The following is a 14,619-nucleotide window of genomic DNA, read 5'->3' on the forward strand; positions in this document are numbered from 1 at the left end:
ATTAAAATGGATAATGTAACCCACATTTATTTACAATATTACTTTTTTAACATAAATTAGCATTACTTGTACTTTTGTCAATTTGACGAGTGCCTAGGTTCGCGATGCTCAGACAATATCGTTTCTTTCAGGAGAGACAAATTTTCTCCGCATTCTGTTTGGTATCGTTCTCCAAAGCATCATCCAATTGAATAAGTTCCCTTTTGCCGTATTTTCTGTCTATTGCGGCTGCAATGATGTGATCCGATAGACAAGGATTTTTAGGCAAAAGAGGACCATGGAGATACGTTCCGATTACATTTTTATAGTGGAGCCCTTCAGTTCCATCCTCACCGTTATTACCAAAGCCTTTGATGACTTTTCCTAGCGATTTGTAGTTGTGATAGGTTCGGCCGGAATGGTTTTCAAAACCGATTATTTTGCCAAAATCATTTGATTCAATCATCATGTTACCAACCAGACGATCTTTGTTGGATATGGATTCAAAGCTGCAAATATCCATCCCCTTATACTTACAGCCATCGGAAGTTACATAGCAACTCCCCAGAAGCTGATAACCTCCACATATGGCGAGGCAGCTTACACCGTCCTCAACACATTCTTTAAATTCTTGTTTTATTTTCAAAAATTCATTGGAAACCAGACCCTGTTCACGGTCACTCCCTCCGCCCATGAAGCAAATATCAACCGTCGAAAAGTTCAATGAAGCAGTCGATTTGATATCCACAACTGTTAATTCAATGCCTCTCCATTCGCACCGTTTTTTAAGAACTAGCACATTTCCTTTATCTCCGTACAAATTTAACCGATCCGGGAAAAAGTTATAAAGGATAAGCTTCATTTTCCTTTTTCACACTCCTAACAAGATACTTTTTCACCTGCTGCAAGGCTGTATAGGTTGGCAACAAATAAGTGTGCATAGGATGATTAAGCGCGTATTTTATGGCCTGATCTATAGAAGGAATTTTAAACACTTTATTGGGATCAATCCCGGCATACTTAAGACGCAACAGCAAGTCGGATGCGCGGCTGCCGGAGCATACTATTGTTTTGATATCTTCCCTTTGAAGGCATTCGAAATCTATATCCCAAATCCATGACACATCTTCACCATCGGCAATAAAGTCATTAATAAAAAAGACGATCTGCTTCTCGTGATTCGTAGAAAGGATTTCCGACAATGAGACATTCGTGCCGGATGGATTTTTATTGAGATTAACGATGAAGGGAAATCCCCTAAATTGAAACACCTGCATACGTCCATTGTCGGGATGAAACTTATATAAGGATTCTTGTATGTTCTTAACATGAACCCCTAATTCCGCTGCGCAAGCAACCGCCGCTAATACGTTGTAAACATTATAGGCGCCAGTCATATTGATCCTGTACGTTTTATTGTTCAGTGAAAAAGTTAAGGGGTTGCATTGAACGCTGTCGATTTCATAATGAGGGTCCGGGCGTTCAAATCCACAAGAGCAGGTAAAAAATCCAAGCTGGCCAAAATGAACGTGATCATACTTCATTTCCTCACCGCATATCGGACAATATTTAGATTCACACATGCCGTAATCTCCAAAATGGTAGGACTGTTTGCCAAGCCCGAAAAAGACATCCTCTTTGCCAAAAGAGCTCAATCGAAAAACCAGCGGATCATCGGCATTTAAAATCAATTTTGTTTGAATGGGATGAATGGCAGCACCAATATGGTTAATCAGAGTATCTATCTCCCCATAACGATCTAATTGGTCTCGAAAAAAATTAGTTATAACGACCATTTTCGGAGTAACTTGCTTCATAACCACCGGTAAGCTGGCTTCGTCAATTTCCAATACAGCGTAATCGTACTTCAGTCTACCGGATATTGAAGCGTGATTAACCATGCACGAGGCTACCCCTGAGATCATATTTGAGCCTTCAGTATTATTCAAAACTTTCATTCCCGCTGACCTCAAGAGATGCGCTAACAGATTGGACGTTGTCGTTTTTCCATTTGTACCGGTAATAAAAATAAAATATTTAATTTGTCCGGATATTTTCGATAAAATTTTCGGGTCAATTTTCAATGCGACAACTCCAGGCAGAGTGGTACCCTTATGACCTGTCAGCCGACTTAATTTACCTGCCATTTTACCGGAAATGAGAGCAGCATTTTTTTGTATTTTCCTCAACTCTCCATTCTTGTTTTAGCAAATTATTCGCAAAGGATATTGACAAGTAATATTCCCTCCCATGAGAGAAAAATACGTTAAAAGGGAAACCAACCGACTCCGTTTTTTCATGCGAAGCAACTAGAACAACAGGGAGTGAGGGCTTTATTGCTATTACTACAAAAAAACTCATAATCAGATGGATTAAAGTCGATAAATAGAAGATAAATAGAATATAAAAAATATCTCACGGGAGAATCCATGAAAAAATTTAACATTCGAATTCTGGTGGCAGCGGTTGTGATAGGACTTAGCTTTACGGCGGGTGTTTACGCTCAGGACGTTCTTCAGAAAGTGGAAGCTTATTTACGACCTGATTTTAAAGTTTTTGTAAATGGAAAACCGGTGGTATTAACAAGTCCACCATTGATCTATGACAATAATTCATACCTTCCATTGAAAAGTATTGCACAGTATCTCGATGCACAGGTCAACTGGGATAATGAAGCGAAAGCTATTCATGTTAACAGCAGGATTTATAGTGATCAACTCAGTGATAAAGTAACTGATGTTATTACGATGATGAGCGCTTCTTCTCAAACCTTACAGTATTTAGGTAGTACATATACAATATTGACGATTTATAATGCACAAGGAAAGATTCATTATCGGTTGTCCGATGCTCATAAAATGGGAATCGATACCAAGGGGCTTACAATTTCAAAAGAAAAGTACACGGAGGATTTGTTTGTCAGCGAAGAAGAATTAAAAAAAGCTTGGAAAGAGACTCCAAAACCTAACTATACATATGACTATACGAATCCAATTCCAATGACCGGGATCACCGATAAGAAAAAAATCGATGCTTTGAACACTTTCGTTAATTCCGTTAAGAGTTATGCAATCAGCGATAAATATTACTATACATTGCCTGTATTAATTGAACCGAGGAAAGAGGAAAATCAATTTATTTACTGGTGTACGGTAAATGGAAAATTCGCAAGATACGACATTACATTAATTCCATATGAACAATTATATAACAGGCCGGTGGATCCAAACGGGCAGCAATATCTGCCAAGCGGATATACCTTTAAACAAATAATCCCCGATCAACCGAATCATTATTGAGGTTTAAACACGAGGTGACCACGAACGCAGAGAATAGAACGTATGTTACATAGCAAATCAATAATCCCCACAAGCCTTATCGCTTTGTGGGGATTATTGCGAGTAAGTTTTGCTCCAGAGCAGCTCACAGATCACTTTTAAGAGGGATCAAGGGCTTTTTCAGAAAACTGTAGCAATGCACACAGAATAATAACTTATTCATTGCTATAATGTAATTCTATATAGTTACAAGTCTAGCTAAAAATCGAGGGAACAAGATAGATGAAAGCCTTGGAAGAAGTTCGAGCTTTAGAAGACCATCCTAAATCTCTTCAAGAATGTGTTGACATATTACTTGATCTCCAAAGAAACAGCGGTAAAGTAGCGGAGATCATAACTATTCTAAAATACGAAAAACCCCTTCTGCATTCACGTTTGAAGAAACGTTTATCGAGTAACCCTGGAATATTCTTACTAATGGATCTATCCATAGGCTATGAGCAAGCAAAAGAAAGTCTGAAATTAACATAGCCCTTCTAACTTCCCTTCATCAATTTAAAATCCAGTTAAGAAGGTGTTAGCGAGATGTTGGTTGAAAATTGCCCTGAGTGTGGACGTTTATATCAGAAAACTAGCAGGAATATGTGCCAATCGTGCAGCAAACGAGTGGACAAGGAAATCTTGGATTGCAAGGAATACATGTGGCATCATCCAAACATAACAACGGAGGAACTTTCAAGGGCGATTAACGTTGATGTTTTGGCAATTTACCAAATGATCAAGGATGGAATACTTGCCAAGAGTTATCCCAATCTCACGTATCTCTGTGAATCATGCGGTGTACCCATACATAAAAATCGCCTATGTATTCAATGCTTAGAAAAAATGAATGCATTAGGTAATAAGTTGAGACAATCTCTTCACTAATGAAGCCATTATTTTTATGGTCAGCAAACCACATAAAGATAATCGTCCCCTATAATTTCCACTCAACGGATCACTCATCTATTGATAAAATTATCTTAGGTGATGCTTTTTATGTTTATTACTCCAATGCTGCTCGAGGAGACTGACAAACCATTTAACGATCCCGCATATTTATTCGAGCCGAAGATAGATGGCCATAGGTTGATCATGTCCTATAAGAATGGTGAAACAAGGTTATTTACCAGACACAATAATGAATGTACCAAACAGTATCCGGAACTATGGAATCCAGCGGTGCTCGGTGAAGATATAGTCCTGGACGGGGAAGTCTGCAGCTTGGATCCGGACACGGGCCAAATAGATTTTGAGAGAGTTATGGAAAGATTCCAACTATCTAAGAAAGCAAGAATAAATGCCGCGGCAAAGATTAGGCCTGTGCATTACATTGTTTTTGATGTTTTGAAACATGATGGCCGGGATCTGCGCCGGATGCCGTTGATAAAGCGGAAATCTATACTGGAGTCCATAATAAAGCCCAATCCGTACATCAGTATCATTCCTGTCACGGAGAACAATGGGACGGAACTGTATAATGTTATTTGTGAGAATAAAATGGAGGGCATTGTCGGGAAGCGAAAAGACAGTCATTATGTTAGCAAAAGAAGCAGTGACTGGCTGAAGATTATCCGATAAGAAACAGCAGAAATAATAGGACTGTTCATTTCAGAGGAGAAATGAGTGAACAGTCCTATTATTGTGCCTGTATTACCTGTTAAAACCCATTAATTGCTGCTCAGCGATCTGTACCATTCTTCTAACCATATGACCGCCGATGGCTCCGGTATCTCTTGTTGCCATGTAGCCATAATAACCATCAGCAGGAATGGTGATACCCAGCTCTTGGGCCACTTCATACTTTAACTGCTGTAAAGCTTGCTGTGCTTGGGGGACAACTGGAATGTTGTTAGATCGATTAGCCAAGGAAATCACTCCTTAAGTGTGTATTAATGGGTAGTATGAGAATTGTTTTGCATATTTATCCTTTATTTCTAAAAATTTTATGGCGGATTAGAGTGAGGGAACACTATGTAAGTGTCAGCCCTATCTAATGATGCTCCCGCTTCTCGTTATTGTTGCGCTAATGTTAGAAAATATCAAGGCTTGGTCACCCGTAATGCCAGCGCCGGAACCATTGATAGATTTAAAGTTTTGAGTTGGAGAGATGATATTCGAATTACCGTTAATTATGGTCCCTGTATTAATGATTACTTTACAGGTGCCGGTTATAGTTGACATTTTCATCAATCCTTATCTTTGTGATATCCATATTGTATGTGAGCTTGACCTTATTGTGCGGGCTCGTCATTCTAATGGTTTATTAGTTGATTTTGCATAATAACTTTTGATAAAATAAAAAAATCATTGCCACTCTTTGTGCAAAGAATTATACAATTAATGGGGGATGATGAATTAGATGCAACAAAAGCCGCTGCTAAAGCTGCAAATGATGTTTTGCAAGCAATCCAATGAATTAGCTTATCTAAAACTACAAAGTAATGAAAAGGCTCATTATGCAAGAATTATTGGCAATTGCTTTTAGAGAAGACGAAAAATTTTCTCCAAGCTCAGAATCAACCGGTTAGAAAAAAATAATCCCCGCAAGCCATATTGGCTCGTGGGGATTATGCTAAAATGATTGCCGCTATCGGCTTCTTCTTCCAGCGAACAAATTATAAATCAATGAAATCAGAGCTAAAACCAGGAGGATATGTATAAGTCCACCTGCGACGTGAAAAGCAAAACCTAAACCCCATACGACGAGAAGTATAACAAAGATTGTCCAAAGCATCGTCATCACTTCCTTTCAAAATGATTTTGGGCTTCCTTAAAATTTTAACCATATTTACGATTCTTTAATCAACCAAGGATAAACGACTAGTCCGTCTTTAAAATGACGAGTGCGTTTGTCAATGTTGATTCCGAAGCAAGCTAAGCTTAGAAAAGCTTATACTTTATTACCAACTAAAAAAAGGTGGCCATGTCGGCCGCCTTTTTTGTTTACTGAATTATCTGCCGCTTGTGTTGCTGCCAGCAAGTTGCTGCTCGGCGATTTGAACAAGGCGGCGGGTGATGTGACCCCCGATTGCTCCGGTGTCACGAGTAGCCATAAAACCATAATAGCCGTCTTGTGGAATTTGAATCCCCAACTCTTGGGCAACTTCAAATTTCAGTTGTTGCAAGGCTTGGTTCGCTTGTGGAACTACAAGGATGTTATTGCTGCGAGATTGTCCTGAACCCATTTTTATCACCTCCAGTAATAGGTAGTATCCTCGAATGTACCGTTTTTACTCTTGTTGGTGTATGGTAATAATCACCAACTTTACATCGGCTGTGACAAACGACAATGGTAAGCAGCTCTGGTATAATGGGTATAACAAACAGCAAGCAGTTGGAGGCGCTTATGTTTCAATTACAACTTGACCAATGGTCATTTGATAAGGATTTGCAGCTTATCCATGCCGATGTTACGCTGAGCGTAGACGATAACAGGATCATTGAAGAGCCTCTTTGCATCGACGTAGGTCTCCCCGCCCTATTGGCAAGCGGTCTTCAGGATACAGAGCCCAATCGCTGGGCTCCGGCGGACGAATGGCAGCGGATGCCTTTTTTTATTTGCGGCTGCGGGGATCCGGAATGCCGCGGTTTTTCTTTTGCGGTTCGACACCTGAATAAGGACAAGGTTGAATTCACCTGGGTAGAGGAGAGACAGAACCGACCTTTTCGCGAGATGGAAAGCTATGTGCTGGACTCAAAAGCTTATAGAGAGCAGCTGCTCTTGCAAGGGAATCAATTTTTGCATTTTGTCAAAGACTTGGATTACAGGCCTTATTTAGCCGATACGGTTTCACTTGTTGAGCAGTTGATCCTGCGTTTATGAAGGAGACCATAGATGCTGATTTGGAGCTATCCGAACCAGGGAAGGTTATCGAAAACGTCCGATGATCCTTCGTTTGCTGGAATCCATGGCCAGGCTGGTATCGCCGATTCTTTAGAGCAGTTATTCATTATCATAGACTAGTTTATTGGGGTGTTCAAAACGTGGCGCAAAACAAGTTTTATGTAGTCTGGGTAGGCCATAATCCCGGTGTTTACCGCACTTGGGCCGACTGCCAGGCCGAGACCAAGGGGTACCCGCAGGCTAAATTCAAAGCTTATGAGTCCGAATCCGAAGCCTTGCAAGCTTTTGCCAAAGGATGGCAGAAATCGCTCCAATTTAAGGGTAAAGCTGCTCAAATCTCAGAGTCTGCAAGTCAAATCGGCAAAGCTTCCGGCACTGCGCCAGAAATCAATTATGACAGCATCTCTGTAGACGTGGGATGCTCGGGAAATCCGGGAGTTGTTGAATATAAAGGTGTGGACACCCGCACGGGTGAGGTGCTTTTTTATAAGGGTCCGATCAGCAAGGGGACTAACAATATGGGAGAGTTCCTCGCGATCGTTCATGCGCTTGCTTACTTAAGGAAGCAGGGCAGCAACAAGACCATTTATACCGATTCGGTTACTGCGCTAAGCTGGCTCCGTAAAAAGGAAGTAGCCAGCAATCTGGTACGGGACGCTTCTACAGAAGAAATATGGATACTGGTCGATAGAGCGCTGAATTGGCTGCAAAGCCATACGTATTCAAACCCTATTGTGAAATGGGATACCCGTAAATGGGGTGAGATTAAAGCGGACTTCGGACGCAAATAAGTGTGCCGTTTGGCCCGAAAGCGGGTTTCGTTTTTTAAGCTAGCGATGCGCGCGAAGCCTCTTAATTTGATAATACAAGGTGCATCCGATACAGTAACCGCAGATGGCAACGAAAGCGGCAAAGGCGACAATCCCGGCAAAAATAAATGCGGCTGTATTAAAGCCCAGCGAGAAGCAAATTACAGATAAGGTAAGTAGGACGACCGCAATCGTATTATTAAAACGCTGAAGCTCTAAGGCCTCTGTGTGTGAACGTGCTACCAGGCTGGCAAGAAACGGACGGGCGATGCTCACGAACAAGTTGCCTTTTGCCCCGAACACTAAACCGGCGACTTCAACAGCGAAAACAATAAGAATGATCCAAGGCTGCTGAAAAATGGCCGAAAGGGCAATAAGAATAACCATTGAGGCCTGATTGCTTCGAACATAGGGGATAGGAACCTCTTTCAAAACGATTCACGCTCCTCATATAATGGATGAGAATATCATAGCATACTGCCCTGCCCGGTAGTATAAATTTCCTTTGGTGGGCAAATCAGTAAAGAAGAAATTTTATAATGAATATGATATGATAGATTCTAAAATAGAAACATATTTGGAGGAACTTTCAATGGCAAAAGCTAAAATGCGCAGCGATATGATCAAAAGAGGATTTGACCGCGCCCCACACCGCAGCTTGCTGCGTGCTGCAGGCGTTAAGGAAGAGGATTTTGACAAACCGTTTATTGCGGTTTGCAACTCGTATATAGATATCGTACCGGGCCATGTGCATCTTCAGGAGTTCGGTAAGCTTGTGAAGGAAGCCATTCGTGAAGCGGGCGGCGTACCTTTTGAATTTAACACGATTGGTGTCGATGACGGTATTGCCATGGGCCATATCGGGATGCGCTATTCGCTTCCGAGCCGCGAGATTATTGCCGATTCCCTTGAAACGGTTGTGAATGCTCACTGGTTCGATGGACTTATTTGTATTCCTAACTGCGATAAAATCACTCCGGGCATGATGATGGGACTCTTGCGCGTCAACATTCCAACGATCATGGTGAGCGGGGGCCCGATGAAGGCCGGTAAAGATAAGAATGGCAAGTCGATTTCCTTATCCAGCGTATTTGAAGGTGTTGGCGCATTTCAAGCGGGGAAAATTGATGAGCAGAGTTTAACTGAGCTTGAACAGTATGGATGTCCAACATGCGGATCTTGTTCGGGTATGTTTACCGCTAACTCCATGAACTGCTTGGCTGAGGGTTTAGGCCTTGCACTTCCTGGGAATGGCACTATTCTGGCCGTTGCTGAAGAGCGTAAAGAATTCGTGAAACAATCCGCCAGACAGCTTATGGAGCTGATTAAGCTGGATATTAAACCTAGAGATATTGTGACCATTGAAGCTATTGATAATGCGTTTGCTTTAGATATGGCGATGGGCGGATCCACCAATACCGTTCTTCACACCTTGGCATTGGCCCATGAAGCCGGAATTGATTATCCGATTTCTCGCATTAACGAAGTAGCCGAGCGTGTGCCTCATTTGGCTAAAATTGCTCCGGCATCCGAATACCATATCGAAGATGTGCATAATGCCGGTGGCGTAAGCGCGATTATCAATGAGCTGCTGAAAAAGCCGGGTGCTTTGGATGGCGATCGCATTACGGTTACCGGCAAGACCCTTCGCGAAAATGTGGCAGGCTGCGAAATTCTCAATACCGATGTTATTCATACACTTGAAGATGCACATAGTAAAAAAGGCGGTTTGGCTGTGCTATTCGGCAACCTGGCACCTGACGGCGGTATCATCAAGGTAGGAGCCGTGGACAAGTCCGTAGGCGGACGCCATGTAGGGCCTGCCATCTGCTTTGAATCCCAGGAAGAAGCGCTTTATGGGATCGCCAATGGTAAAGTCAAAGAAGGCCATGTCGTAGTTATTCGCTACGAAGGACCAAAGGGCGGACCGGGCATGCCGGAAATGCTGGCTCCAACGTCACAAATTGTCGGTATGGGTCTGGGCGCCAAGGTTGGTCTGATTACAGATGGCCGGTTCTCCGGCGCATCCCGCGGCATCAGCGTAGGCCATATTTCTCCGGAAGCTGCAGAAGGTGGACCGATTGCTTTTGTTGAAGACGGCGATATCATCGAGCTGGACCTGGACAATCGTAAAATTGAGCTGCAGATCAGCGACGAGGAAATGAGTAAACGCCGCGCCAATTGGAAAGGCTTCGAGCCGAAAATCAAAACCGGTTACCTGGCCCGATATTCCAAGCTGGTAACCTCCGCGAGCACCGGCGGAGTTATGAAAATATAATTGCCTTTAAATAAAGGGGCTGTCCCATAAGTAGATGAATCTACTTGAGGGGACAGCCCCTTTCACAGTTTCAAGGGCAAACATACAGCTCCCATAGCTCTTGTTACGTATAAACAAGTTCCAGCTTTACTTCCATGTCGATGGATTGTCCAGGTTCAATACCGATGATCCCTGTCACTTCGGGATCCAGATCCAGATTGGGTGCGTTGGTTACCCAGGTATAAGGCTCGAGACAAATATAGTTATCGGTCTCACCCTTCGTATAGATCACCCAATGCTTGAACTGCTCGGAAGCTGTGTATCTTAGCTCAAAGCCTTCTTTTCGTAAAACAGCCTGCCGCTGATTGGATCCGATTTGGAACACTGTATCCATATTTTGTCCCTGCAGGCTAATCCCATGAGGAAGATCGGCATAACGGCCTAGCGGGAGAATGGTGCCAGTCGGAATCAATTCCGGGTCGAGCTCCCATATTCCGTTTACGGGCAGCTCAAAGGACCAATTTTGCGGCTCATGATCCAAAAGAAACCAAGTATGAAGTCCATATCCGAATGGGGCTTTCGTATTGCCGGCATTTGTTGCTTTTAGCTTGTGAGTAAGAGTTGAACCCGAGAGCACATAGGTGACTTCCAATGTTAATGGATGGGGATAAACCTTGAAGGTATCAGGGATATCCTGGATATTTAAGGATGAGGTGATCGCTATGCTGTCGTCTTCTTCCGATATATCCGTAACTTTCCAATGGAGATTGCCGATCACGCCATGAATATGATTCTCGTTAGCTGTATTGATGGGGAATTGGTAGGTTCTCCCGTCGTATTCAAATTTTCCTCTCCGGATCCGGTTGGGCGGCATCATAATTGGAGTTCCATAATGAATGCGAGCCTCTGCCAATGTTTTTGGACTCTCGGGTACGCGGAGCAGCTCACGGTTTAGCTTTTTGTCCCAAATGCTGTATACGTTGTTGTTGATAGAGGGACACAGGCTGAAGGAAAGTATGTCATTAGATACGGTATATACTTGAACTCCTTGCCAATCTTCCTTCTTGATCATTCCTCATAGTCTCCTTTTTTTAACCGTTTATCTGTTTTATTGTATCATACATTTGGTTGACATTCTAAAACAGGTGTGTATAATAAGAACAAATCAATACCGCGATGACAGGAACAAGTAGGCTTGTGTTCGTTGCTGCAGAGAGCCGATGGTTGGTGCGAATCGGTGTAACAGACAGGCTGAATGGATCCTTGAGCTTAAGGCTGAACGGAACATAGCGATGTATATTATCTATCATATGGATGATGCTGCATCAGCTTGCTCTCATTATGCCGAACGGAAGCTCTCCGTTACAGGAGCTTTAAGACTTCTTGCTGAAGCTGGCAGAAGTAAATTAGGGTGGTACCACGGTCTCTCGTCCCTTGCGGCGAGAGGCCTTTTTTGTTGTCTAAAATCATGCAAGCTCAGGGGAGGGTTTAACCGATGAAACGAGTCTTATCCGGTATTCAACCAAGCGGTCAGTTGACGATTGGGAATTACATCGGGGCGCTTAGCAAGTTTGTAAAGCTGCAGCATGATAATCGCTGTTTTTTTATGATTGTGGATCTTCATGCGATTACGCAGCCACAGGAGCCGGAGGCATTGAGAGAGCAAAGCGAATCCGTTTCGGCTCTTTATCTGGCAGCTGGAATTGATCCAAGCAAAGCATCGATTTTTCTCCAATCCCATATACCTGCTCATGCCGAGCTTGGATGGCTGCTGACGACTCTCACCTACATGGGAGAGCTGGAGCGTATGACACAGTTCAAAGATAAATCTTCCGGTAAAGAGTCCATTGGTGTTGGTTTGTTCACTTATCCCTCCTTGATGGCAGCGGATATACTGCTCTACCAAGCTGATCTTATCCCGGTTGGCGATGATCAAAAGCAGCATATAGAGCTAACAAGGGATCTGGCGCATCGTTTTAATAGCCGTTTCGGTGAATTTTTCACCATGCCTGAGCTATATATGGATGAATTGGGCGGCAGGGTGATGTCGTTGGATGATGCTTCCAAAAAAATGAGCAAGAGCAATCCCAATCCTGCAAGCTTTATAGCCATGCTGGACGAACCGGATGTTATTCGAAAAAAGCTGAGCAGAGCGGTAACCGATTCAGGCAGAGAGGTGAAGTACGATCCGCAAAACAAGCCGGAAATCGCCAATTTGATGGGGATTTACTCCCATTTTGCCGAGATGAGCATCGCCGAGATAGAGGCCAGATACGAAGGACAAGGCTATGGGCCTTTCAAAAAGGATTTGGCCGAACAGCTCGTAGCCGTCCTTGAGCCGATACAACAGCGTTATCGTGAAATCCGAAAGTCGGGAGAAGTAGCGGGGGTTCTTAAAAAAGGAGCCGAGGAAGCGGCTGTCATTGCCAATGAGACCGTGCTGGAAGCGAAGAAGCGTATGGGGTTTCTTATCAATTGAGCAAATAAAATAAACCCGCCGGGGAGATGAGTACCTGTGAATCCCCGGGCGGGTTTTTTTTGCCTTTATTTCCTTCAAGAAGACAAAGCGGTTTCACACAGCTCAGGCTGTGCGACTCGATAATAAATTTGCTCATACTGCTTAGCAATCAATTCTGCGGAAAACTTGGTTTGGGAGCAATGCACCCCGGCAGCAGAAAATTGTTCGTAGAGTATCGGGTCTGTTAAAAGCTTGATAGCATAAGCGGCCATTTCTTCCGTGTTCCCGACAGGAGCCAAGAAGCCATTCTCACCGTGTTGGATGACTTCAGGAATGCCGCCGGCGTTTGATCCAATGGTGGGAACTCCCCCGGCCATTGCTTCAAGCGCGACCAGCCCAAAGCTTTCCTTCTCCGAAGGCAGCAGCAAAAGATCCGACATGGCAATGATATCAGCTATGTTATTTTGTTTACCGAGATAATGTACGCGGTCGGACAGCCCAAGCTCCTTGATGCGTTTGACCGCATGCGTCAGATCGGGTCCCTCACCGACAAACATAAGTCGGGAAGGCACCTGGTCATGAACACGGGCGAAAATATCAATGACATCCTTAATGCGTTTGACGGGGCGAAAATTGGACATATGTAAAAGAATTTTCTCATCCGGTGCAGCAAATTGGGCTCTCAACTGCGGATTGGCTGGCGCCGCATAATCCCGCGGATCTACAAAGTTGTAGACCAAATCTATGGGCTTGTTAATCGCCAGGACGTCACGGGTTTCCATCAATAAGTCCTGGGAGACTGCCGTAACCGCATCACTCTGATTTATGGCCATGCGTATCAAATCCTTTAGTGATGGATCATGACCCAAAATAGTAATGTCGGTTCCATGCAGGGTGGTGACAACCTTCAGATGATCACCTACCATTTGTTTAGCCAAGTAAGCGCAGATGGCATGGGGAACGGCGTAATGAACATGTAGCAAATCGAGCTTTTCTTGTTTGGCGACTTGAGCAAGTTTGTTGGCCAGCGCGAGATCATAAGGAGGATAGCGAAATACATAATAATCGCTGACTTCGACTTCATGGTAATGGATGTTGGCTTGAAATTGGCCCAAGCGAAAGGGCATGCGATCGGTGATAAAATGGACCTCGTGGCCTTTTTCCGCCATAAACTTGCCGAGCTCAGTGGCAACAACACCGGATCCGCCGAGAGTTGGATAACAAGCAATACCAATCTTAAGCATGATGATCACCGCATTCCTTTACAAGTTGGGAAGTATTATATAGTCATATTCCTCTAATTCGTCCAACATACTGGCATTGTGTTTAGATGAATAAACTGTACACAATAAAATTATAGCTTGATGGTTCAAATAGTGTCAATTGTTGCGATTTTGCTTTTTGCGCATTTTCGCTTTAACTCCGAAGCCGTACCCGATAAAAAGCAGTGCGGCAATGGAAGAGATTAGGACCATCCAAGGCATGCCTTGACTGATAAAAAAACTGATGGAGGTCAGCAAAAGGATACCCACAACAGCGAATAAAAAAGCCAGTGGTTTACTCATCATATCACCTTCTTTCGGATGTATAGTTTAAAAATTTCTTCGCATACTATGTTTGCAAGCTTGCAGATAGATCAAATGCCAATAAGTATATCGAAGGGAGTGCTGATCCTTATGGGTTCAGGACAATCAAGAAGCAATAACATTCTGGTAGTTCCACAGGCTAACCAAGCTTTACAACAATTAAAGTATGAGGTAGCTCAAGAGCTTGGCATCCAGATACCTCAAGATGGTTACTATGGTTATATGGCTACTCGTGATACCGGTGCCATCGGAGGACACATTACCCGTCGCTTGGTACAAATCGCAGAGTCTCAACTGTCAGGCATGCAAGGACAAGGCCGTTAGACTGGAATTGCATATTAAAGCTCAAGGGAAATATCCCTTGAG

Annotated in this window: 18 protein-coding genes and 1 other annotated feature; of the genes, 9 read left to right on the top strand and 9 right to left on the bottom strand. The window is 43.4% G+C overall.

Translation table 11 applies throughout. The features are described from left to right. Positions 1-127: 127 nt before the first annotated feature. Positions 128-841 (bottom strand): type 1 glutamine amidotransferase, encoded by a 714-nt coding sequence (locus BLV33_RS23270; protein ID WP_090797533.1) that lies wholly within the window; start codon positions 839-841, stop codon positions 128-130. After that, a complete protein-coding gene (locus BLV33_RS23275; RefSeq protein WP_253187146.1) occupies positions 822-2,168 on the bottom strand; it encodes a Mur ligase family protein in 1,347 nt (448 codons plus the stop codon). Before BLV33_RS23275 ends, BLV33_RS23270 begins: the two co-directional genes overlap by 20 nt. Positions 2,169-2,408: 240 nt before the next feature. Between BLV33_RS23275 and BLV33_RS23280 the strand changes: the two genes are divergently transcribed. The 3 genes from BLV33_RS23280 to BLV33_RS23295 all read left to right on the top strand — a co-directional run bounded on the left by BLV33_RS23280 (position 2,409) and on the right by BLV33_RS23295 (position 4,877). Then, a complete protein-coding gene (locus BLV33_RS23280) occupies positions 2,409-3,278 on the top strand; it encodes a stalk domain-containing protein (protein WP_090797534.1) in 870 nt (289 codons plus the stop codon). Between the two features lie 261 nt (positions 3,279-3,539). Beyond that, positions 3,540-3,788, top strand: a complete 249-nt coding sequence (locus tag BLV33_RS23285; RefSeq protein ID WP_090797536.1) for a hypothetical protein — start codon at positions 3,540-3,542, stop codon at positions 3,786-3,788. Between the two features lie 507 nt (positions 3,789-4,295). Beyond that, positions 4,296-4,877 (top strand): ATP-dependent DNA ligase, encoded by a 582-nt coding sequence (locus tag BLV33_RS23295; protein WP_171909267.1) that lies wholly within the window; start codon positions 4,296-4,298, stop codon positions 4,875-4,877. Positions 4,878-4,949: 72 nt separating this feature from the next. Here the strand turns inward: BLV33_RS23295 and BLV33_RS23300 are convergent, their stop codons facing one another. From BLV33_RS23300 to BLV33_RS23305, 3 genes are all read right to left on the bottom strand, one after another. Then, positions 4,950-5,174, bottom strand: a complete 225-nt coding sequence (locus BLV33_RS23300) for an alpha/beta-type small acid-soluble spore protein (protein WP_090797544.1) — start codon at positions 5,172-5,174, stop codon at positions 4,950-4,952. A 712-nt stretch (positions 5,175-5,886) separates the two neighbouring features. Then, positions 5,887-6,039, bottom strand: coding sequence for a lmo0937 family membrane protein (locus BLV33_RS28960; RefSeq protein WP_366414832.1), 153 nt, complete (start codon positions 6,037-6,039; stop codon positions 5,887-5,889). Between the two features lie 211 nt (positions 6,040-6,250). Continuing rightward, positions 6,251-6,484, bottom strand: a complete 234-nt coding sequence (locus BLV33_RS23305) for an alpha/beta-type small acid-soluble spore protein (RefSeq protein ID WP_090797546.1) — start codon at positions 6,482-6,484, stop codon at positions 6,251-6,253. A 161-nt stretch (positions 6,485-6,645) separates the two neighbouring features. Here BLV33_RS23305 and BLV33_RS23310 point away from each other — a divergent pair, with 161 nt between their 5' ends. The 3 genes from BLV33_RS23310 to rnhA are packed head-to-tail and all read left to right on the top strand — an operon-like array spanning position 6,646 to position 7,934. Further along, positions 6,646-7,122: a hypothetical protein gene (locus BLV33_RS23310; RefSeq protein WP_090797548.1), complete on the top strand. Its 477-nt coding sequence runs from the start codon at positions 6,646-6,648 to the stop codon at positions 7,120-7,122. A gap of 12 nt (positions 7,123-7,134) precedes the next feature. Next, complete coding sequence (locus tag BLV33_RS30510) at positions 7,135-7,263, top strand: hypothetical protein (RefSeq protein ID WP_290439061.1); 129 nt, start codon at positions 7,135-7,137, stop codon at positions 7,261-7,263. Between the two features lie 20 nt (positions 7,264-7,283). Next, the gene (gene rnhA / locus BLV33_RS23315; protein ID WP_090797550.1) at positions 7,284-7,934 is read left to right on the top strand and encodes a ribonuclease H; all 651 of its coding nucleotides are present in this window, start codon (positions 7,284-7,286) and stop codon (positions 7,932-7,934) included. Positions 7,935-7,973: 39 nt separating this feature from the next. Here rnhA and BLV33_RS23320 read toward each other — a convergent pair whose 3' ends face one another. Then, complete coding sequence (locus BLV33_RS23320; RefSeq protein ID WP_090797551.1) at positions 7,974-8,384, bottom strand: DUF4395 domain-containing protein; 411 nt, start codon at positions 8,382-8,384, stop codon at positions 7,974-7,976. 160 nt (positions 8,385-8,544) lie between these two features. On the opposite strand from BLV33_RS23320, the gene ilvD reads away from it, so the two are divergent. Next, positions 8,545-10,230: a dihydroxy-acid dehydratase gene (gene ilvD / locus BLV33_RS23325; RefSeq protein ID WP_090797553.1), complete on the top strand. Its 1,686-nt coding sequence runs from the start codon at positions 8,545-8,547 to the stop codon at positions 10,228-10,230. 103 nt (positions 10,231-10,333) lie between these two features. On the opposite strand, the gene BLV33_RS23330 is transcribed toward ilvD, so the two are convergent. Next, positions 10,334-11,281, bottom strand: a complete 948-nt coding sequence (locus BLV33_RS23330; RefSeq protein WP_090797555.1) for an aldose 1-epimerase — start codon at positions 11,279-11,281, stop codon at positions 10,334-10,336. 95 nt (positions 11,282-11,376) lie between these two features. Continuing rightward, positions 11,377-11,647: a binding site (T-box leader), on the top strand. Between the two features lie 57 nt (positions 11,648-11,704). Here BLV33_RS23330 and trpS point away from each other — a divergent pair. Beyond that, a complete protein-coding gene (gene trpS, locus BLV33_RS23340; RefSeq protein WP_090797559.1) occupies positions 11,705-12,688 on the top strand; it encodes a tryptophan--tRNA ligase in 984 nt (327 codons plus the stop codon). A 74-nt stretch (positions 12,689-12,762) separates the two neighbouring features. Here trpS and bshA read toward each other — a convergent pair whose 3' ends face one another. Both bshA and BLV33_RS23350 read right to left on the bottom strand, forming a co-directional pair. Further along, positions 12,763-13,920 carry an N-acetyl-alpha-D-glucosaminyl L-malate synthase BshA gene (gene bshA / locus BLV33_RS23345; RefSeq protein WP_090797561.1) on the bottom strand — a complete coding sequence of 386 codons (1,158 nt, stop codon included), beginning with the start codon at positions 13,918-13,920 and terminating at the stop codon, positions 12,763-12,765. 126 nt (positions 13,921-14,046) lie between these two features. Next, entirely contained in the window at positions 14,047-14,235 is a 189-nt protein-coding gene (locus tag BLV33_RS23350) for a DUF5325 family protein (protein WP_253187147.1), read from the bottom strand. A gap of 108 nt (positions 14,236-14,343) precedes the next feature. On the opposite strand from BLV33_RS23350, the gene BLV33_RS23355 reads away from it, so the two are divergent. Continuing rightward, on the top strand, positions 14,344-14,577 hold the full coding sequence (locus BLV33_RS23355) for an alpha/beta-type small acid-soluble spore protein (protein ID WP_090797565.1): 234 nt from the start codon (positions 14,344-14,346) through the stop codon (positions 14,575-14,577). Positions 14,578-14,619: the final 42 nt, after the last annotated feature.

The organism is Paenibacillus sp. GP183 (assembly GCF_900104695.1).
Lineage (GTDB): Bacteria > Bacillota > Bacilli > Paenibacillales > NBRC-103111 > Paenibacillus_AI.

Excerpts from the sequence above, each read along its gene's own strand:
- BLV33_RS23270 (WP_090797533.1), bottom strand. The coding sequence starts at position 841 with ATGAAGCTTATCCTTTATAACTTTTTCCCGGATCGGTTAAATTTGTAC.
- BLV33_RS23280 (WP_090797534.1), top strand. The coding sequence starts at position 2,409 with ATGAAAAAATTTAACATTCGAATTCTGGTGGCAGCGGTTGTGATAGGA.
- BLV33_RS23285 (WP_090797536.1), top strand. The coding sequence starts at position 3,540 with ATGAAAGCCTTGGAAGAAGTTCGAGCTTTAGAAGACCATCCTAAATCT.
- BLV33_RS23295 (WP_171909267.1), top strand. The coding sequence starts at position 4,296 with ATGTTTATTACTCCAATGCTGCTCGAGGAGACTGACAAACCATTTAAC.
- BLV33_RS28960 (WP_366414832.1), bottom strand. The coding sequence starts at position 6,039 with ATGACGATGCTTTGGACAATCTTTGTTATACTTCTCGTCGTATGGGGT.
- BLV33_RS23305 (WP_090797546.1), bottom strand. The coding sequence starts at position 6,484 with ATGGGTTCAGGACAATCTCGCAGCAATAACATCCTTGTAGTTCCACAA.
- BLV33_RS23310 (WP_090797548.1), top strand. The coding sequence starts at position 6,646 with ATGTTTCAATTACAACTTGACCAATGGTCATTTGATAAGGATTTGCAG.
- BLV33_RS30510 (WP_290439061.1), top strand. The coding sequence starts at position 7,135 with ATGCTGATTTGGAGCTATCCGAACCAGGGAAGGTTATCGAAAACGTCC.
- ilvD (WP_090797553.1), top strand. The coding sequence starts at position 8,545 with ATGGCAAAAGCTAAAATGCGCAGCGATATGATCAAAAGAGGATTTGAC.
- BLV33_RS23330 (WP_090797555.1), bottom strand. The coding sequence starts at position 11,281 with ATGATCAAGAAGGAAGATTGGCAAGGAGTTCAAGTATATACCGTATCT.
- trpS (WP_090797559.1), top strand. The coding sequence starts at position 11,705 with ATGAAACGAGTCTTATCCGGTATTCAACCAAGCGGTCAGTTGACGATT.
- BLV33_RS23350 (WP_253187147.1), bottom strand. The coding sequence starts at position 14,235 with ATGATGAGTAAACCACTGGCTTTTTTATTCGCTGTTGTGGGTATCCTT.
- BLV33_RS23355 (WP_090797565.1), top strand. The coding sequence starts at position 14,344 with ATGGGTTCAGGACAATCAAGAAGCAATAACATTCTGGTAGTTCCACAG.